The organism is Aminivibrio sp. (assembly GCF_016756745.1).
Classification (GTDB): domain Bacteria; phylum Synergistota; class Synergistia; order Synergistales; family Aminobacteriaceae; genus Aminivibrio.
Genome location: NZ_JAESIH010000025.1, coordinates 143,625 through 161,206 on the forward strand (window position 1 = coordinate 143,625; position 17,582 = coordinate 161,206).

General features: G+C 57.7%; 17 protein-coding genes. 6 read left to right on the forward strand and 11 right to left on the reverse strand.

The window, feature by feature from the left end; translation table 11 throughout:
- Nucleotides 1–12: 12 nt before the first annotated feature.
- Both surE and JMJ95_RS02520 read left to right on the forward strand, forming a co-directional pair.
- Complete coding sequence (surE, locus tag JMJ95_RS02515) at nucleotides 13–798, forward strand: 5'/3'-nucleotidase SurE (RefSeq protein ID WP_290682179.1); 786 nt, start codon at nucleotides 13–15, stop codon at nucleotides 796–798.
- A 301-nt stretch (nucleotides 799–1,099) separates the two neighbouring features.
- Nucleotides 1,100–2,326 (forward strand): argininosuccinate synthase, encoded by a 1,227-nt coding sequence (locus JMJ95_RS02520; protein ID WP_290682181.1) that lies wholly within the window; start codon nucleotides 1,100–1,102, stop codon nucleotides 2,324–2,326.
- 82 nt (nucleotides 2,327–2,408) lie between these two features.
- On the opposite strand, the gene purE is transcribed toward JMJ95_RS02520, so the two are convergent.
- The 10 genes from purE to purC are packed head-to-tail and all read right to left on the reverse strand — an operon-like array spanning nucleotide 2,409 to nucleotide 12,550.
- Nucleotides 2,409–2,942 (reverse strand): 5-(carboxyamino)imidazole ribonucleotide mutase, encoded by a 534-nt coding sequence (gene purE, locus JMJ95_RS02525; protein WP_290682184.1) that lies wholly within the window; start codon nucleotides 2,940–2,942, stop codon nucleotides 2,409–2,411.
- Nucleotides 2,943–2,957: 15 nt separating this feature from the next.
- Nucleotides 2,958–4,235 carry a phosphoribosylamine--glycine ligase gene (gene purD / locus JMJ95_RS02530; protein ID WP_290682187.1) on the reverse strand — a complete coding sequence of 426 codons (1,278 nt, stop codon included), beginning with the start codon at nucleotides 4,233–4,235 and terminating at the stop codon, nucleotides 2,958–2,960.
- Nucleotides 4,236–4,248: 13 nt separating this feature from the next.
- On the reverse strand, nucleotides 4,249–5,778 hold the full coding sequence (purH, locus tag JMJ95_RS02535; RefSeq protein WP_290682190.1) for a bifunctional phosphoribosylaminoimidazolecarboxamide formyltransferase/IMP cyclohydrolase: 1,530 nt from the start codon (nucleotides 5,776–5,778) through the stop codon (nucleotides 4,249–4,251).
- A 4-nt stretch (nucleotides 5,779–5,782) separates the two neighbouring features.
- Complete coding sequence (purN, locus tag JMJ95_RS02540; protein WP_290682192.1) at nucleotides 5,783–6,367, reverse strand: phosphoribosylglycinamide formyltransferase; 585 nt, start codon at nucleotides 6,365–6,367, stop codon at nucleotides 5,783–5,785.
- Complete coding sequence (gene purM, locus JMJ95_RS02545; protein ID WP_290682194.1) at nucleotides 6,364–7,362, reverse strand: phosphoribosylformylglycinamidine cyclo-ligase; 999 nt, start codon at nucleotides 7,360–7,362, stop codon at nucleotides 6,364–6,366. The genes purN and purM overlap by 4 nt, the downstream gene beginning before the upstream one ends.
- Nucleotides 7,346–8,719 carry an amidophosphoribosyltransferase gene (gene purF, locus JMJ95_RS02550; RefSeq protein WP_290682197.1) on the reverse strand — a complete coding sequence of 458 codons (1,374 nt, stop codon included), beginning with the start codon at nucleotides 8,717–8,719 and terminating at the stop codon, nucleotides 7,346–7,348. The genes purM and purF overlap by 17 nt, the downstream gene beginning before the upstream one ends.
- A complete protein-coding gene (gene purL, locus JMJ95_RS02555) occupies nucleotides 8,720–10,873 on the reverse strand; it encodes a phosphoribosylformylglycinamidine synthase subunit PurL (protein WP_290682200.1) in 2,154 nt (717 codons plus the stop codon).
- Nucleotides 10,860–11,579, reverse strand: coding sequence for a phosphoribosylformylglycinamidine synthase subunit PurQ (gene purQ, locus JMJ95_RS02560; RefSeq protein WP_290682203.1), 720 nt, complete (start codon nucleotides 11,577–11,579; stop codon nucleotides 10,860–10,862). The genes purL and purQ overlap by 14 nt, the downstream gene beginning before the upstream one ends.
- Nucleotides 11,580–11,831: a phosphoribosylformylglycinamidine synthase subunit PurS gene (gene purS, locus JMJ95_RS02565; protein ID WP_290682206.1), complete on the reverse strand. Its 252-nt coding sequence runs from the start codon at nucleotides 11,829–11,831 to the stop codon at nucleotides 11,580–11,582.
- Nucleotides 11,831–12,550 carry a phosphoribosylaminoimidazolesuccinocarboxamide synthase gene (gene purC / locus JMJ95_RS02570; RefSeq protein WP_290682209.1) on the reverse strand — a complete coding sequence of 240 codons (720 nt, stop codon included), beginning with the start codon at nucleotides 12,548–12,550 and terminating at the stop codon, nucleotides 11,831–11,833. Before purC ends, purS begins: the two co-directional genes overlap by 1 nt.
- Nucleotides 12,551–12,629: 79 nt before the next feature.
- Between purC and JMJ95_RS02575 the strand changes: the two genes are divergently transcribed.
- Genes JMJ95_RS02575 through JMJ95_RS02590 form a run of 4 tightly spaced genes read left to right on the forward strand, consistent with a single transcriptional unit; the run spans nucleotide 12,630 to nucleotide 16,877 of the window.
- On the forward strand, nucleotides 12,630–13,271 hold the full coding sequence (locus tag JMJ95_RS02575) for a molybdenum cofactor guanylyltransferase (protein ID WP_290682211.1): 642 nt from the start codon (nucleotides 12,630–12,632) through the stop codon (nucleotides 13,269–13,271).
- A 33-nt stretch (nucleotides 13,272–13,304) separates the two neighbouring features.
- Entirely contained in the window at nucleotides 13,305–15,116 is a 1,812-nt protein-coding gene (lepA, locus tag JMJ95_RS02580) for a translation elongation factor 4 (protein ID WP_290682214.1), read from the forward strand.
- On the forward strand, nucleotides 15,103–16,272 hold the full coding sequence (gene hemW, locus JMJ95_RS02585) for a radical SAM family heme chaperone HemW (RefSeq protein ID WP_290682218.1): 1,170 nt from the start codon (nucleotides 15,103–15,105) through the stop codon (nucleotides 16,270–16,272). The genes lepA and hemW overlap by 14 nt, the downstream gene beginning before the upstream one ends.
- Nucleotides 16,273–16,295: 23 nt before the next feature.
- Nucleotides 16,296–16,877 carry a hypothetical protein gene (locus tag JMJ95_RS02590; RefSeq protein ID WP_290682222.1) on the forward strand — a complete coding sequence of 194 codons (582 nt, stop codon included), beginning with the start codon at nucleotides 16,296–16,298 and terminating at the stop codon, nucleotides 16,875–16,877.
- Between the two features lie 12 nt (nucleotides 16,878–16,889).
- Here the strand turns inward: JMJ95_RS02590 and yedF are convergent, their stop codons facing one another.
- Nucleotides 16,890–17,483: a sulfurtransferase-like selenium metabolism protein YedF gene (yedF, locus tag JMJ95_RS02595; protein ID WP_290682225.1), complete on the reverse strand. Its 594-nt coding sequence runs from the start codon at nucleotides 17,481–17,483 to the stop codon at nucleotides 16,890–16,892.
- Nucleotides 17,484–17,582 lie beyond the last annotated feature (99 nt).

Genomic DNA, 17,582 nt, shown 5'->3' on the forward strand with positions numbered 1-17,582 from the left:
GGGAGTTTTATAATGAAACTGCTCATCACCAATGACGACGGCGTTTTCGCCCCCGGCATCGTGGAACTGGCCTCGGCTCTCTGCCGGCTGGGCCATGAATGTGCCGTAACCGCCCCCGACCGGGAACGGAGCAGCGTCGGGCACTCCATCACCCTGACTCGGCCTCTCAGGCTCTGGAAGGCCGCTCCGGGACCCTATCCTCCCGAATGCGCAGTATTCGCCTGCGACGGCACTCCGTCCGACTGTGTCGTCCTGGGGATGGAGGAGATCATGCCCGATCCGGACCTCGTGGTCTCCGGCATCAACAGGGGACCGAACCTGGGCGACGACCTGACCTATTCGGGAACGGTGTCGGCAGCCATGGAAGGGGTCATTCTCGGACGGGGAGCCATTGCCTTCTCCCTGGACTGCCATGAAAGCGATCAGGAACAGCATTATGAAACCGCCTCCTCGGTTGCGGGAGCCCTGATCGAATTCATCAGCTCCAATCCGCTTCCCCGCGGAGTCCTTCTGAACGTGAACGTCCCCAATGTACCCTTGTCCCTCCTCAGGGGCATCAGGATCACCCGAAAGGGCGTCCGGCTGTATGAGGGAAAGGTGACCCGCTTTACCGATCCCGGGGGAAGAACCTACTACTGGGTGGCGGGACGCCCGGAGGACCAGCTCGAAGAGGGGAGCGACGTCTGGGCGGCGGCAAACGGGTACGTTTCGGTGACTCCAGTGCACATGGACATGACTCATTTCCCTTCCATCGACACGCTCATAGCAGACGGGGCGGAAAAAATAAACTTCAAGTAACTGAATGCGAATTGCTTGACATATGTTTATTCCTCTGTATAATTTTCTCGTCGGCGTTTTGAAAGGCGAAGACGGGGAAGAGTACTCCTTTGCGGGCAACAGAGAGGAAGAGCCGCGGCTGAAAGCTTTTCCGGCTCCAACGAGGAGGAAGAGGGCCCCTGAGCCTGTTTCGAAGAAAGGCTTTCGGCCAAGTAGAAACAGACACCGGGCGCATTGCGCGCAAGGCAGGGTGGCACTCGGGCAAACGCCCGCCCTTACCGGGGCGGGTTTTTTATTTTTAGAGTATCCTGGAGGGATTTTCATGTCGAAAAAGGGCAAAGTGGTTCTGGCGTACAGCGGCGGTCTTGATACGTCCGTAGCCGTTATGTGGCTTACGGAACAGGGATACGACGTGGTCACCATGACGGCCGACGTGGGCCAGCAGGCAGTGGATCTCGAGGCGGCGAAGAACAAGGCGCTGCGAAGCGGAGCGGTGAAAGCCTATGTTCTCGACCTCAAGAAGGTCTTTGTGGACAAATTCGTCTGGCCCTCCCTGAAGGCAAACGGTATGTACCAGAGCACCTACCCCTTGAACTCAGCCCTTTCGCGGCCTCTCATCGCAGAGGTTATGGCGGAGATAGCGAAGAAGGAAGGGGCGGTGGCCGTGGCCCACGGGTGCACCGGAAAAGGCCAGGACCAGGTCCGCATCGAAGTGTGCACCAATGCGCTCAACCCCGAGCTGCAGGTACTCGCGCCCGTCCGCGACTGGCACTTCACCCGCGAGGCGGAGATGGAGTATGCTCAGGCCCACGGCATCCCCGTCCTTGCTACGGCCGCTTCGCCCTACAGCATTGACGACAACATCTGGGGCAGGTCCATCGAATGCGGCATTCTCGAGGATCCGTGGAACGAGCCCCCATCGGACGCCTTCACTCTTACCGTCGATCCCTGGGACGCGCCGGATGAGCCGGAATACGTGGAGATCGCCTTCAACAAGGGGATCCCGGTAGCTCTTGACGGACAGAAGATGGATGGTCCGCTCCTCATCGAAACGCTGAACGCCAGGGCCGGACGGCACGGAGTTGGAAGGATCGATATGCTGGAAGACCGGCTTGTGGGGTTCAAGAGCAGGGAGGTCTATGAATGCCCGGCGGCTGTTACTCTGATCAACGCCCACCGGGCCCTTGAGACCCTGACTCTTGACAAGAAGGTCATTGCGGCAAAGAAAGAACTGGAAATCAAGTTCAGCGAGCTGACCTATGAAGGCTACTGGTTCTCTCCCCTGAAAGACGCCATCAACTCCTTTATCGAAACGACCCAGGAGTACGTTTCCGGGCTTGTTAAAGTCAGGCTGTACAAGGGAGAAGCCGTAGTGAGAGGCATGAAGTCCGTGGATTCCATCTACAGCCATGCCCTCGCCACCTATTCGGAGGGAGACGCTTTTGATCACAGCGCCGCCGTAGGTTTCATCAAGATCTGGGGACTTCCCATAAAGACCTGGAGGCAGGTCCACGAGTCAAAGGAAGCCATCGAGATTCCCGCCCAGTAACAGGGACGGCAATCAAAAAACCGGGGTCTTCCCTTCGAAGGGAGACTCCGGTTTTTTTGAATGCAGCCGCAAAAGAGATTTGTCAGGAAAAGACGTCTTCAGAGGGGCAGGGGAGACCGCCGAGATCTTTCCTCACCGAACGGACCGCTTCCTTTCCCTTTTCGGACCATTCCTCGAGCTTGGCCGCGATATCGTCCCGGTGGAGACCAAGAATCCTTACGGCGAAAAGGGCGGCGTTCTTTACCCCGTCGATTCCCACCGAGGCAACGGGAACGCCGGGAGGCATCTGGGTCACTGCCAGCAGGGCGTCAATCCCTCCCACGGACCCGGCATTCACCGGAATTCCTACCACGGGAAGGGTAGTATGGGCGGCCACCACCCCGGGAAGGGCGGCGGAAAGCCCCGCTGCCGCAACCAGGACCTGTATGCCCCGTTCTCTCGCCCTGGAGGCGTATCGTGCCACATCCTCCGGGGTCCTGTGGGCCGACGCAACGGTAATTTCCCACGTCACGCCGAAGAAGGTGAAGACGTCCTCAACCTTCTTCACAAGGTCGAGGTCGGATTTCGATCCGAGCAGAATGCCGATTTCGGGTGCTGTTTTCTCTTCATCTCTCATTGTGCAGTTCCTCCTTTACCTGAATGCCTTTCGGCCTATGTCCTTTCTGCAGTGCATGTTTTGAAACGTGATCCGGGAAGCTCCCTCGTACGCCTTTGCAATAGCCTCCTCCAGGGTATTCCCCAAGCCTACGGCGCTGAGTACCCTGCCGCCGGAGGTGACAAAACGACCTTCCGGGTCCAGGGCGGTGCCTCCGTGGAAAACGAGGAAATCCGTCATTCCGGATGCTTCGTCGAGGCCCGCGATTCTTTTCCCCTTTTCGAATGGCCCGGGATATCCTCCGGAAGCCAGAACCACATCGGCGGCCCAACGAACGGGGTCACGGTATGAAAATTCGCTCAGCCGTCCTTCACAGCATGCGATGATCATCTCCCCGAAATCATCCTCGAGAAGAGGCAGCACCACCTGGGCTTCAGGGTCTCCGAACCGGACATTGTACTCGATGACCCTGGGCATCCTGTCCGGGCCGATCATCAATCCCGCGTAGAGTACGCCGCAGTAGGAGATGCCGTCATCCCGAAGGCCCCGGAACGTCGGCTCGAGAATCAGGTTCCTGATCCTGTCGGCAAGGGACGAATCAACCCACGGCACAGGGGAAAAGGCACCCATTCCACCCGTATTCGGGCCTTTATCCCCGTCGAACACTCTTTTATGGTCCTGGCTCGGGGGAAGCATCCTCCAGGTCCGGCCGTCGGTGACGGCGAGAATAGTCAGTTCCTCTCCTTCCAGGGCATCCTCAATGATGACCTTTCTTCCTGATTCTCCGAGGATGCCATCTTCGATCATCCCCCGGGCGGCCTGTATCGCTTCCTCCATGGAAGAAGCGATAACCACGCCCTTGCCTGCGGCCAAGCCGTCGGCTTTGACTATAAAGGGAGGACGGCGTTTTTCAAGGGCTGCCCGCACTTCCCCCACGGTTGAGCAAAGATCCCACGGCGCCGTGGGGATGCCGTGCCTCCCCAGAAATTTCTTGGCGTGGAGCTTGCTGCCTTCGAGCATTGCTCCGGCCTTTCCGGGGCCGAATACTGAAAGCCCCTCATTCCGGAGGTCATCTGCGAGACCGGCGACAAGAGGACCTTCCGGACCGATGACCACGAGGCTGATGGAATGAGCCCGAATAACGGGAAGAAGCTCCCCGGCGGTAGGGCCTGCGGAAGGGTGGAGAACGGCGATAGAAGCCATGCCCGCATTTCCCGGAGCTGCATGAATGGTCCCCACGGCCCCCGATTTCGAGAGGGCCCACACGATGGCGTGTTCCCTGGCTCCACTGCCGACAACCAGAACGTTTTTCATTCTCCCCGCCTCTTCAATGCCGGAACGCGCGCCATCCGCTGATGAACATGGAAATGCCGAGCTTTTCGGCTAACGAGAAGACTTCGCTATCCCGTATCGATCCGCCGGGCTGGATGATTGCCTCGATACCGGCGTCCGCAGCCGCCTTGATACAGTCGGAAAAGGGGAAGAAGGCATCAGAGCCCATGACTGCTCCCCGTGCCTTTTCTCCCGCTTGCCTCACCGCAAAATCAACGGCATGCAGCCTGCTGCAGAAGCCTCTTCCTATACCCACCGCCTCCCGGTTCTTCACGATGGAGATGGCGTTGCTCTTGGACAGTGCCGCCACTTTCCAGGCAAAGAGAATGTCTTCCCAGAGATCCGGCCGCGGTTTTCCTATCCATTCGCCCTTATCGGGAAGGGGAAGGGGTGGAAGGCTGTCCTGCTGTACCAGGAGGCCGCTCCAGGTTCCTGTGAACTGCATCGGAGACACCCTGCCGCCCTTCCAGCGGAGCACCCTGAGGGAAGGTTTCTTTTCCTTCAGGATTTCTACCGTTTCTTCGTCGTAATCAGGGGCGAGGAGCACCTCGGTGAACCTGTCAGCTATGGCGAGTACCGTTTCCATGTCCAGTTTTTTCGATATGCCCACCACTCCGCCGAAGGCGGAAACAGGGTCGCATCCCACCGCTTTCTCGTAGGCCTCCCGCGGAGAGGAACCGCAGGCCATGCCGCAGGGTGTGGTATGTTTGACCACCAGGGCTCCGCAGCAGTCCTGGAGAAGGGCGGACCCTCTCATGGCGCAGTCTGCGTCGAGAATATTGTTGTAGGATAGGGGCTTGCCGGAGATCTGTTCCCACGGCAGATCCGCCAGGGGTGGCAGGTAAAGGGACGCTTCCTGGTGGGGGTTTTCGCCGTACCGGAGGTCCTGTTTCTTTACAAACGCCAGGGACATTTTTTCCGGAAGATGTGAGAGGGCTGCCCCCGTCACTTCAGAGAGTCCGTCGACGATGGCGGCATCATAGGCCGAAGTGGAGCGAAAGGCCTTTAATGCCAGCATCAGCCTTGTTTCCTGGGAAACATCCCCTTCGGAACGGAGTTCGGCGACGGTGCTGCCGTAATCGGCCGGGTCAGTAAGCACGACGACCTGCCGGTAGTTTTTGGCTGCGGCTCTCAGCAGGGAGACTCCGCCGATATCGATGTTCTCGAGAAGCTCTTCCAGTTCAGGAGAGCGCCGGGCCGTCTCCTCGAAGGGGTAAAGGTTGCAGACGATCATGTCGAGCAGGGGAATGCCGAACTGCTCTGTCTCTTTCATGTCCTCAGCCGCGTCTCTCCGGGCGAGAATTCCTCCGAAGACGAGGGGGTGGAGCGTTTTCACTCTGCCCCCGAGAATATGGGGGTACCCGGTGACGTCGGAAACCTCTGTGACGGGCAGGCCGGCCTTCCTGAGATGATCGGCCGTTCCGGAACTGGAAAGCAGTTCCCAGCCCAGGGAGACAAGTTCTTCCGCGAACGGGACAATCCCTGTCTTGTCGAAAACGGAGAGAAGCGCTTTGTTGCCTTTCATTGTTTCAGCTCCTTTCAGATACGGAGGCGCCGGAAAAAAGCGCCGCGAGGGTTTTCCAGTAGAGTCCGTGCTCCGCCCTGTGGATTCGTTTCTCCAGGGATTCGAGGGTATCGGAGGGGCGGACGGGAACTGCCTTCTGGGCCAGTATGGGGCCGGAATCGATGCCTTGATCCACCAAGTGGACCGTTACTCCGGTAATTTTGACCCCGTACTTCCACGCATCCCCGATGCCGTCCCTGCCGGGAAAAGAGGGAAGAAGAGAGGGATGGATATTCACGATGCGACCTCTGTGGGCGGCAACGAATTCAGGAGAGAGGATGCGCATGAAGCCCGCGAGAACGATCCACTCCACCCTTTTCAGGGAGCAGAGGCCGGCGAGCTGCCGTTCGGCACCCGATCTCCCCTCCTTCCCGTAGTCGAGGATTTCCGTCGGGTACCCCATTTCCCCGGCGATTTTCAGTCCGGCCGCCTTCGGGTTGTCGCTCGCGACAAACTCGAGCCGGGCTTCGATCTTTCCCTGGGAGGCAGCACGGGCGATAGCCGCCATATTTGTTCCCCGTCCGGAGATGAGGACGGCAAAGGATGTCATGCTGAAACCCCGCCGATGACATACCCCTTTTCTCCCAGGCCCTCGAGAAGGGAAAGAAACTCGGGGAGCTTCTCTTCCCGGACGATAAAGGCAAAGCCGATGCCAAGGTTGAACACCCTGCGCATTTCGATTTCGTCGATTCCATGGTCCCGAAGAAGGGAAAATATGGGGGGGCGGGGCCAGGCTTCGTAGTCTATAGCAAGGGAAAGACCGCCGGGAATGACCCGCCGGATGTTGTCATAGAGTCCTCCGCCGGTGATGTGGGCCATGCCCCCCACAAGCCCCGACCGGGCCGCCTCGAGGGCGACGGAGACATATAGTCTGGTGGGAACGAGAAGGCTCTCACCGAGAGTTTTTCTCTCAAGGATTTCCGGCGTGTCGGAAAGGCCGCAGGGATTTTCGGACGAGAAAAGAGCCTTCCGGACAAGAGAAAAGCCGTTGCTATGAACTCCCGAACTCGGGATGCCCACCACGGCGTCGCCCGGGGCAATCCGGCTTCCGTCGATAATTTCATCCTCCCGGAGCATGCCGACGGAAAAACCAGCAAGATCCAACCCGTCTTCGCCGTAGGTACCGGGCATTTCCGCAGTTTCCCCGCCGAGGAGGACGCATCCGCTGTCCCGGCAGGCCCTGGCGGCGCTTTCCACGATGGGGCCGAGAATCTCTGGTTTCAGCCTTCCGCAGGCGATGTAGTCGAGGAAGAAGAGGGGCCGAGCACCGCAGGTGACAAGATCGTTCACATTCATGGCCACCAGATCTTGGCCGATCCCGTCAAACTTTCCCGCTGCCTTGGCCACTTCGATCTTCGTTCCCACGCCGTCGCAGCAACCCGCCAGTACAAGACCCCCGGGCAGCCTGTAGAGGCCGCTGAATCCCCCTATGCCCCCGAGCACGTTCGGGGCGGGCGGCATGGACCGGACGATATTCCTGATGGTCTCTACCCATTGGTCCGCAAGGAGAATGTCCACCCCCGCGTCCCTATAGTTCAGGTTCATGGTCTTCTCCTCCCTCCATATATTGGCCGGAAAAGCAGGCCGTGCAGACATCGCCGCTGGGAAGGCCGATCGCTTCGATGAGGTCCTCTTCTGTGATGTAGGAGAGGGAATCCGCCCCCACTTCCCGTTCGAGCTGCCGGAGATTCATCCGGGCCGCCGCAAGCTCCACCCTCGTCGGCGTATCGATGCCGTAGTAGCAGGGGAACCGCACCGGTGGAGACGAAATCCTGACATGAACCTGGTTTGCGCCGCATGCCTTTATCATGGAGATCATCCTCTGGCACGTGGTTCCACGGACGATGGAGTCGTCCACCACAGCGACGTTCTTTCCAGAGAGTATCTCCGTGATGGGGTTGAGCTTGATTCTCACGCCGAGTTCCCGGACCCTCCGGGTGGGTTCGATGAAGGTCCTGCCGACATACCTGTTCCTGACCACGGTCTGCTCGTAGGGGATGCCGCTTTTTTCCGCATAGCCGAGGGCGGCGATGGTTCCGCTGTCCGGCATTCCCGTGGCGATATGGGCTTCGGGGCAGGGCGCCCGGTCGGCAAGCTTTCTTCCAAGTTCTTTCCTGACTTCGTAGACAGAACGACCGCTGATGACGCTGTCCGGCCTGGCAAAATAGACGAACTCGAAGGCACATCCATACCGGCGCTTCACGTCCACCGGAATGGGGATGGAATCCATACCGTTCAGGCCGAAAATGACCACCTCTCCGGGTTCCACTTCCCGTACCACCGATGCGCCTACAAGGTTCAGGGCGCAGGTTTCGGAGGAGACGTAGAACACGTCGTCCCGCTTCCCTATGACGAGCGGCCGGAATCCCCAGGGGTCCCTGGCTGCCACGAGGTCCTGGCCTACCAGCATGGCAAGTGAGTAAGCCCCCCTCAGCCTGGCGAGAGAATCCAGCAATGCGTCCAGGGATTCTTTGTGGGGCTGGTGGGCCATGAGGTGGAGGATGACCTCCGTATCCGTGGCTGAATGGAAAATGGCGCCCCGGTTTTCAAGGAAGAGCTTGATCCCGCCGGCATTGGTCAGGTTGCCGTTGTGAGCCACCGCGAGAGACGTTTTCGAAGTACTCGCGGTAAGCGGCTGGGCATTGGCCAAATCAGGTCCTCCAGCCGTAGAGTACCTGACATGCCCGATGGCGCACGATGTCTCGACGGCTGCAAGTTCCGCCTGGTTCAGGGCAAGGTGGACCAGCCCGGCTCCCTTGATCGAGGAAATCCGGCCTTGGGAATTGACCCAGGCCACACCCGCCGCTTCCTGGCCTCTGTGCTGGAGGGCGTAGAGGCCCAGGTAAACGTCCTCGAGGACTTTTCCCCCCATGGGTGAGTAGGCACCGAAAATACCGCACATTCAGTTATTCCTCCATATTTCCTGTATACGGGCAACCGTCAGGCTGAAGGCTCCCTCGACTGATAGGCTGTCGCCGCCTGCCCGCCCCAGCTCAAGACAGGGATAGCCGCTCCAGATGACTTTGAAGAGAGGTACCCTGGCCATGGGAACGGCATACAGCGCTCGAGCTCCTCCTTCGCCGAAGAGAACCACGTCTTTTCTTGTGGGGATCCCGAGGGTGATTCGTGCCCCGAGGCCGCTTTCAGCGGAGTCTTTCGCCAGGGCGGCGGCAAGCCCTCCTCCGGCGAGAGCCCGCCCGCTTCGTGCTGCTTTTGCACGAGCCGTTCCGACAGCTCTTTCGGAAAAATCCTTCTCGGCCTCACCGGAGAATTCGAGAGGCCGCCCAGACTCCGGCAGCCCAAGGGACCGGATGTACAGGCTGCCTGCGAGAGAAGCGTTACAGGGGCCCACGAGGAAGAGGACGTCCCCTTCTTCCCAGGCACCGGAGGGAAGACAATCTTCGGGGGAAGGAATGAGCCCCACCGTTCCCACCACGGGAGTGGGCAGTATAGCTCCGGATTTCGTTTCGTTGTAAAGGCTGACGTTCCCTGAGACCACGGGGCAGCCAAGGGCTTCGCACGCCGCCGCCATGCCCTTGATGCATTCTTCCAGGGCCCAGTATTGCCCGGGAACCTCCGGAGACGGGAAATTGAGGCAGTCCGTCAGCCCGAGGGGCTCAGCCCCCGCAACCGAAAGGGCACGAACGGTCCGCGCGACCGTTTCCGCTCCCCCCCTGAAAGGATCGAGACCGCATTTCCATGGGTCCGCGTCGAAAACCAGGGCGATAAGAGAATCTCTTCCCTTGATTCTGAGGACGCTCACCGGATGTCCCGGCCCCCTTACCGTATTGAGCTGCACCATGGAGTCGTACTGATCGAAAATCCAGTGTTTGGGGGACATGGAAGGGTTCCCGAGGAGGGAAAGCAGCGTTGTATTCCAGTCTCCCGGAGCGGTGAGCCCGTCCAGATCGAAATTCCATCTTGTTTCGAAATCCGCCGGCCTTTCCGACGGCCAGTGAATAGGAGGGCACCTGTCCCCGATGAGCGAGACGGGAAGGGAGGCGACTTTTTCTCCGTGGAAGAAAATGGAGTAGTCATCCCCCTCCTCGGTTTCACCGATGACCGCGCAGTCAAGTTCCCATTTCCGCGCAACCGAGGAGACGTCTTCCATGTGCTCCGGGTCGATGATGAGCAGCATTCTTTCCTGGGATTCGGAAAGAGCGATCTCCCATGGCTCCATGTCCGCAGCCCGAAGAGGCACCCTGTCGAAGTGGAGTTTCATGCCGACACCGCTCTTTGCCGCCACCTCGCTCGAGGATGATGTAATTCCTGCCGCACCCATATCCTGCATACTGACGATGAGATTTTTCTCCTTCAGTTCAAGGCATGCCTCGATAAGCATTTTTTCCGCGAAGGGGTCGCCGATCTGTATGGAAGGCCTGCTTTCCTTCGCGTCCTCCGAAAGTTCCGCCGATGCGAAAGCGGCTCCGGCAATGCCGTCACGGCCCGTTTTAGAGCCGAGAAGAACCACGAGCTGCCCCGGACGGGCAGTCTGGGAACTGACAATTTTATCCAGCTCGACGAGACCGATGCAAAAGGCGTTGAGAAGGGGGTTTTCGTTGTAGCATGAGTCGTAGGCTGTTTTCCCTCCGACGGTGGGGACGCCCACGGCATTCCCGTAGTCTCCAACGCCCTTCACGATTCCTGCGGAAAGATGCCCCGTTCTCCGGTTGTCAATATCGCCGAAAAAGAGACCGTCCATGGAGGCAAGCGGCCTGGCTCCCAGGGCGAGGATATCCCGTATGATGCCGCCCACTCCAGTGGCTGCTCCCTGGTAGGGCGCAACGGCGGACGGGTGGTTGTGGCTTTCCGCCTTGAACGCCGCTCCCAGGCCATCCCCGAGGTCGACGATTCCCGCGTTTTCGCCGGGTCCGAGGACTACTTTCGGTCCCCTGACGGGAAAATGCTTCAGAAGGTGTTTCGTGGACTTATAGCTGCAGTGTTCAGACCACATTACCCCGAGGATCCTGAGTTCACATTCATTGGGTTCCCTTCCCAGGGCGGCTTCGGCGACGGCGAATTCTTCCTTCCTGATGCCGTATTTACTGAAGTCCATGACGCCTGCTTCCTTTCTCAAGGAAAGAAGCGACGGACCGCCAGAAAAGCCGGCCGTCCTCTCCTCCGAGAATAGCCTCGCATGCCCTTTCGGGGTGGGGCATAAGTCCGAGAACATTGCCCTGCGGATTGACGATGCCCGCGATGTTGTTCACTGATCCGTTGGGATTCCACTCGTCTCCCCCGTCGCCACGGGGAGAGACATAACGGAACACCGTTCCCCCTCTGTTTTCGAGGTCTTCAAGCTCGTCAGCGGGAAGAAAGAAAAGGCCGTCCCCGTGGGCGATGGGAAACTGCACCACCTGTCCTTTTTCGAAGAGGCAGGTAAAGGGAGTTTCCGTGTTTTCCACCGACAAAAAGCAGGACCTGCAGATAAAAGAAAGAGTTTTATTGGGCAGCAGCACTCCCGGAAGAAGGCGGGATTCAGTCAGTATCTGGAATCCGTTGCAGATGCCAAGGACGAGCGCCCCCCGTTCGGCGTGTTCCCTTACCGCCCCCATGACGGGGGAACGGGCCGCTATGGCGCCGCTTCTCAGGTAATCCCCATAGGAAAAACCGCCCGGAAGAATGACGAGATCTGTCCCTTCCGGGATCCGTTCTTCCCTGTGCCAGACGGCATTCACTTCGCATCCGAGAGTATCCCGGACGGAGTGAATGACGTCCTGGTCACAGTTGCTTCCCGGGAAAATGACAACAGAGGTCCTCACCTACTCTCCCTCCACTTCGATGCGGTACTGTTCGATTATGGGGTTGACCAGAAGATCATCGCACATCTTTTCCGCCTCTTTCCTGGCGTCGGCCGGGGAATCGGCGTCGATCCAGAGCTGAATGTACTTCCCGACCTTTGCGGATTCAAGGGATTCGTGGCCGAGGGATACAAGAGAATTGGCCACGGCCTTTCCCTGAATATCGAGAACTCCGTCCTTGAGCTGTACAAAAACATGGACGTGGTGGAGCATCACAAGGCCCCCGCGGAGGATACCCGTCTCCAGATTTCTTCGTAGGCTCCCAGAACGTCACCGAGATCTTTACGGAAACGGTCTTTGTCGAGGCGGTTTTTGGTGTCCCTGTCCCAGAAACGGCAGGTATCGGGAGAAATTTCGTCTGCGAGAAGAAGGTTTCCTTCCGTGTCGATACCGAACTCGAGCTTGAAGTCCACCAGGATGATCCCGAGAGCGAGGAAATATTCGGAGAGAAGAGAATTGACCTTGAGGGTTATTTCCTTTATTTTATTTAACTGCTCAGGGGTCGACCAGCCGAAAAGAAGGGCATGGTCTTCCGTTATGATCGGATCCCCAAGGGCGTCGTCCTTCAGGTAGAGTTCAACCAGGGGGCGGGGAAGCACCTTGCCTTCCTCGACACCGAGACGTTTGCAGAGGGTTCCGGTGGTAATGTTCCTCACCACGACCTCGATGGGGATGATGGTGACCTTTCGGACAAGCTGCTGGAGATCGTCGATCCTGCGGATAAAATGGGTGGGAACGCCTTTTTTCCCCAGGTACTCGAACAGAGCCGAGCTGATGAGGTTGTTGAGCCTTCCCTTGCCTTCGATGGAATCTTTTTTCAGTGCGTTAAAGGCCGTGAGGGAATTTTTATATTCCACGACGTACACTGAAGGATCGTCAGTGGTCCAGACTTTTTTCGCCTTTCCATCGTACAGGAACTCTTTTTTTTCCATGGGGCACCTCCGCTGAGTGATGTGCTCACATTATTTACTAGAATGCCAAAAATGTCAATAAAAGGAGATCTCCCGAAAAATGAAGCCGCTGGAAGAGTTTCCCGTATCGGTCATTGTCCTTGCCGGCGGTTACGGCCGGCGGATGGGTGGAGAAAAACTGTTTGTCGAGATCAACTCTGTTCCCCTCGTTCTGAAGGTGCTCAGGAAAGTGTCCCGATTTTCGGCGGAAATACTGCTTTCCATAGCGCCGAGACAAACACCGTATGTTTCCGCCATGCTCTCGGGTATAATCTCTCAGTACGGCCTGCGTCTCGTGGAAGACAAGCAGGAAGAGGGCGGACCCCTCGGCGGCATCCTGGAGGGATTGAAGCAGGCTTCCCTGAAGTGGTCTTTCGTCTGTGCCTGTGACATGCCCTGGATATCCGAGCCCGTGGTTAAAACCCTGTGGCGCCGCTGCGAGGATGACACCTATGCGATCGTGCCGAGAATAGGCGGATATTTTGAACCTCTCCACGCTTTTTACGACAGGGAATGCATACCGGCAATCGAAAGGGCGGTTCGCTCGGGAGAACGGAAGATCACGTCTTTTTATGACTCGGTGAAGGTAACTGCTGTGGATGAAGGGCATTTTTCCCATCTTCCCGGCTACAAAAAATCTTTCGACAATCTGAACAGCAGAAACGATCTCCTGGATCCGGGAAACGCACACCTCTTTGATTAAAGGAGATTTTGGCACTTTTGGAAGGAGAACAGCATGGAACAGCAGTACATACGCAACTTTTGCATCATCGCCCACATTGACCACGGCAAATCAACCCTTGCCGACCGTCTTCTCGAGAAGACAAACACCATCGGCCTGAGGGACATGAAGCAGCAGATTCTCGACTCTCTCGACCTTGAACGGGAACGGGGCATAACCATCAAGCTCGTTCCGGTGAAGATGAACTATACGGCCAGGGACGGCAGGGAATACGTTCTCAACCTGATAGATACCCCGGGACACGTTGACTTCGGCTACGAGGTTTCCCGGTCCCTTGCCGCCTGTGAAGGAGCGCTGCTGGTAGTGGACGCTACCCAGGGAGTGGAGGCCCAGACACTGGCAAACGCCTACATGGCAGTTGACCAGGGGCTTGAGATCATTCCGGTGATCAACAAGATCGACCTTCCGTCTTCCCGGCCGGACTACGTGATCAGGGAAATCGAGGACGTGGTGGGCCTTGACTGTGACAACGTCATCCTCGCCAGTGCAAAGGAGGGGTGGGGGATTGATGACATCCTGGAACGGGTCGTGGAAAAAGTTCCCACTCCTTTGGGCGACCGTGACGCTCCTCTCCAGGCGATGATTTTCGATTCCATCTACGACAATTACAAGGGTGTCATCTGTTATGTCCGCGTGGTCAACGGCAGGATCCGTGCAGGACAAACCATCCGTTTCATGGCGACCGGAGGGGTCTTCCCCGTGGAGGAAGTGGGGGTGTTCCGTCCGGGCTTCCAGCCCTGCGATGAGCTTGCAGCCGGAGAGGTCGGCTATGTGGTCTCCAATATAAAAACAGTGGCGGAAGCCCACACAGGCGATACAATAACGGACAACAGCAGGCCGGCCGCCTTGCCTTTGCCAGGTTACCGCAAGGTCAAGCCGGTGGTCTTCTGCGGGTTTTACCCCGTTGAGCGGGACGATTACCCCCAACTCAGGGATGCCCTGGAAAAGCTGACCCTCAATGATTCATCCATCAATTTCGAGCCTGAAACATCCGTGGCGCTCGGTTTCGGTTTCCGGTGCGGTTTTCTCGGCCTCCTGCACATGGACGTTTCCAAGGAAAGGCTCCGGAGGGAGTTCGGGGTGGATCTTGTGGCCACGGCCCCTAACGTGGTCTACGAAGTAGTGACGAAGGACGGAGGAATCATCGAGGCTCACAGGCCTTCCGATTTTCCCGAACTCGGCGACATCCAGGAAGTTCGTGAACCGGTCATCAAGATTTCCCTTTTCGTTCCCACGGAATATGTCGGAAAGGTAATGAAACTCTGCCAGGACAAGCGGGGCACCTACATTTCCATGGATTACCTTGCTCCGGACAGGGTACGGCTGGTGTATGAACTTCCCCTGGCAGAATTCATCATTGACTTTCATGACAAGCTCAAATCCCAGACGAGAGGGTATGCATCCCTTGACTACGAATTCTCCGGCCTGAAAGCGGCGGATCTCGTGAGAGTGGACGTGCTTGTGAACGGCGAAGCCGCGGACGCCTTTTCCTTCATCTGCCACAGGGATTCAGCCTATTACAGGGGACAGGCTGCCGTGAGGAAGCTCAAGGAACTCATCCCCAGCCAGCTCTTCGAGGTTCCCATCCAGGCCTCCGTGGGGAAGAAGGTCATCGTGCGCCAGAATGTGAAGGCCCTTCGTAAGGACGTTCTCGCAAAATGCTACGGGGGAGATATCACCAGGAAGAGGAAGCTTCTTGAAAAGCAGAAGGAAGGAAAGAAACGGATGAAACAGATCGGCAAGGTCTCCATTCCCCAGGAGGCATTCCTCGCATTTCTTCAGGTGGAAGAGGATGAGGAAAAATAGCCCTTTGTCGGAAGAGATCGGTTCTTCGCTGGGAACACTTTCCGGGTTCTTTTCGATCTATTTTCATATTCCCTTCTGCCTGCGGAAGTGTCCCTACTGTTCCTTTTTCAGCGTTCCGACCACACCCGGTGAGTGTGAAAAGTACCTGGACCTTCTGAAAAAGGAGATCCTCTTCTACCGGTCTTTCCTCCGAGAGGGATCCGAAGCGTCCACCCTCTACTTCGGAGGCGGCACACCCACCATGCTCACACCGGATCAGTGGGATGACCTGCTGTCGTTCATAGGTGAGAACATTCCCATTTCACCGACCGCGGAAATTACCGTGGAAGCGAATCCGGAATCTTTTACGGAAAGGCATGCCGCAGCCTGGAGGAAAGGGCGGGTTTCTAGGGTGAGTATCGGTGTCCAGAGTTTTTTTGACAGGGATCTTCTCTGGCTCGGACGCCCCCATGATGCCTCAAAAGCACGCAAAGCCGTCCGGACAGCGGTACGGGAGGGTTTTTCCGTCAGCACCGACCTGATGTTCGGGCTGCGGAATCAGACGCTCCGCTCCTGGGCATCTTCTGTGAAGACGGCTCTTGAACTTGGAGCGGGGCACATCTCCATCTACCAGCTGAGCATTGACGAAGGATGTCGATGGCATTCCTCCCCTCCTTCGGGAATGGCTGAAGGATATCCCTTTTACAGGTGGAGCCAGTGGTATCTTCCGCGGAAAGGCTTCAGCCAGTACGAAATCGCCAGTTTTTCCCGCCCCGGACTCCACAGCCGTCACAACACCGCATACTGGCGGAGAGATCCCGTTCTGGGGCTTGGAGCCGGAGCCTGGGGTTTCCTCGGGGAGAAACGGTACCGGAATGAAGACAGCCTGGAGGGGTATGCTTCCTCCGTGCGGGAGCAGGGGGGGAGCGTGGCGGAAATCGAGTCGGTTTCCGGGGAGAAGGCTGCCAGGGAAGCCGCAGTGCTTTTGCTCCGTACAAAATGGGGCATATCTTTCGATACTTTTTCGCACAAATACGGTCAGGCGGTACTTGACAGCATTCTGGACACCCTCAGGCGGGAAGCTCCCGGCGACTGCCTTTCGGAAAACCCGGGCAGCCTTTCGCTGACACCGAAAGGGATGAGGGTCGCAAACGCCCTCTGGAGCCTGATCGTCTGAGAAAAATGAAAGGGGCTGCTCCTGTGGAATATGGAATGATCCGCTTTGGTTCAGGGGAAGATTACGTGGTGGAAGACGTGCTGATGTGTCTCGCGAGGTTTTCGCCTTCGCGCCCCGTAAAGGGGTATGCGGTGAATGTCTCCGACTCCCTGAGGGGAGGCCTTTCCTTCATGGATGGTATGGAGGGGGGAAACGGGTTCAGCGGGGGATCACTCCTTCCTCTGTCGAGGGTCTATGTTTCCCTGGATGAGGAAGGGGGATCCCTTCTTATCGCAGCGGACTCTATGGAGGAGCGTGCCCGGTGGATCAGCGGCAGGATCGTCTCCCGTTCGGGGAGAAACTTCAGCGGTGTGATTCACCATACCTATCCCGGGACGGACTGGACTCTGGTGGGGATCACGACGCCGGGATGGATGCTTCTTTTCGACGAAGACGCCCCGAGAGCTGAACAGGATATCCTCGACAGCGAGGTCCACGTGGCCTATCTCCCGGCTGAGGAACGGCTTATGACGTTTCTTTCCCCTGACAAAAGCACCGGAGAAGCTCTTTCTTTCCTGGCGGAGCACCTGCTTTCATGCCTCCCCTTCAGGGAAGGGGAGGCATGAAAGCAGGTCTCTTCAGACGGTAAGCTGCTTCTCCGCGGAAAGCAGGGCTTCCGTAATCTCGAACATGTTGGAGATTACTCCCGCCCCGATGTCCGCCGTGATGCCGAAATGGTTGGTGCAGGTGCCGCAGACGAGGATTCTGGTTCCCTTCTTCCGAAGAGCGGAGAGATGGTCGCAGGACGACGTGTTTTTCAGGGCGAGCTTGACGCCCTCGTTCATGAGCGCCACCACCGACGGCGGGTTTGAGAGCTGGGATAGGGTGCCGAGGAACCCCTTCATGAGCACTTCCCCCAGGACCTGGTCTCCTCCCCCGATAACACTGTCGGTGATCAGGACGGCCGCATTCTGCAAAATCTTTTCCTGCTCCTCCGTTGCCTGCCCCGGGTCTGTTGCCCAGGCGTTTTTCGTTCCCCTGATGGTAATGGTTCCGTCTTCGTCTATGATCTGAACCCGAAACCCGTTTTTTTCAAGAAAACGCTGGACATTGGATGCGGACACCGCATTGTCGAGGTAGACCTCGAGTTCCTTCTCTCCAGAATCCACATGCGTTTTGGTCATCATGACCGGCTGGGGGCAGCTTTTGCCCCTGGCGTCGATCTTCGCCATACTGTCGCCTCCCCGAAGTGTTTTGAAAATCCTGATTCGTACTGCCTGATATTATAGGGTAGAATATGGCCGGGAGCAAAGTATTTTGCCGCCTCCCGG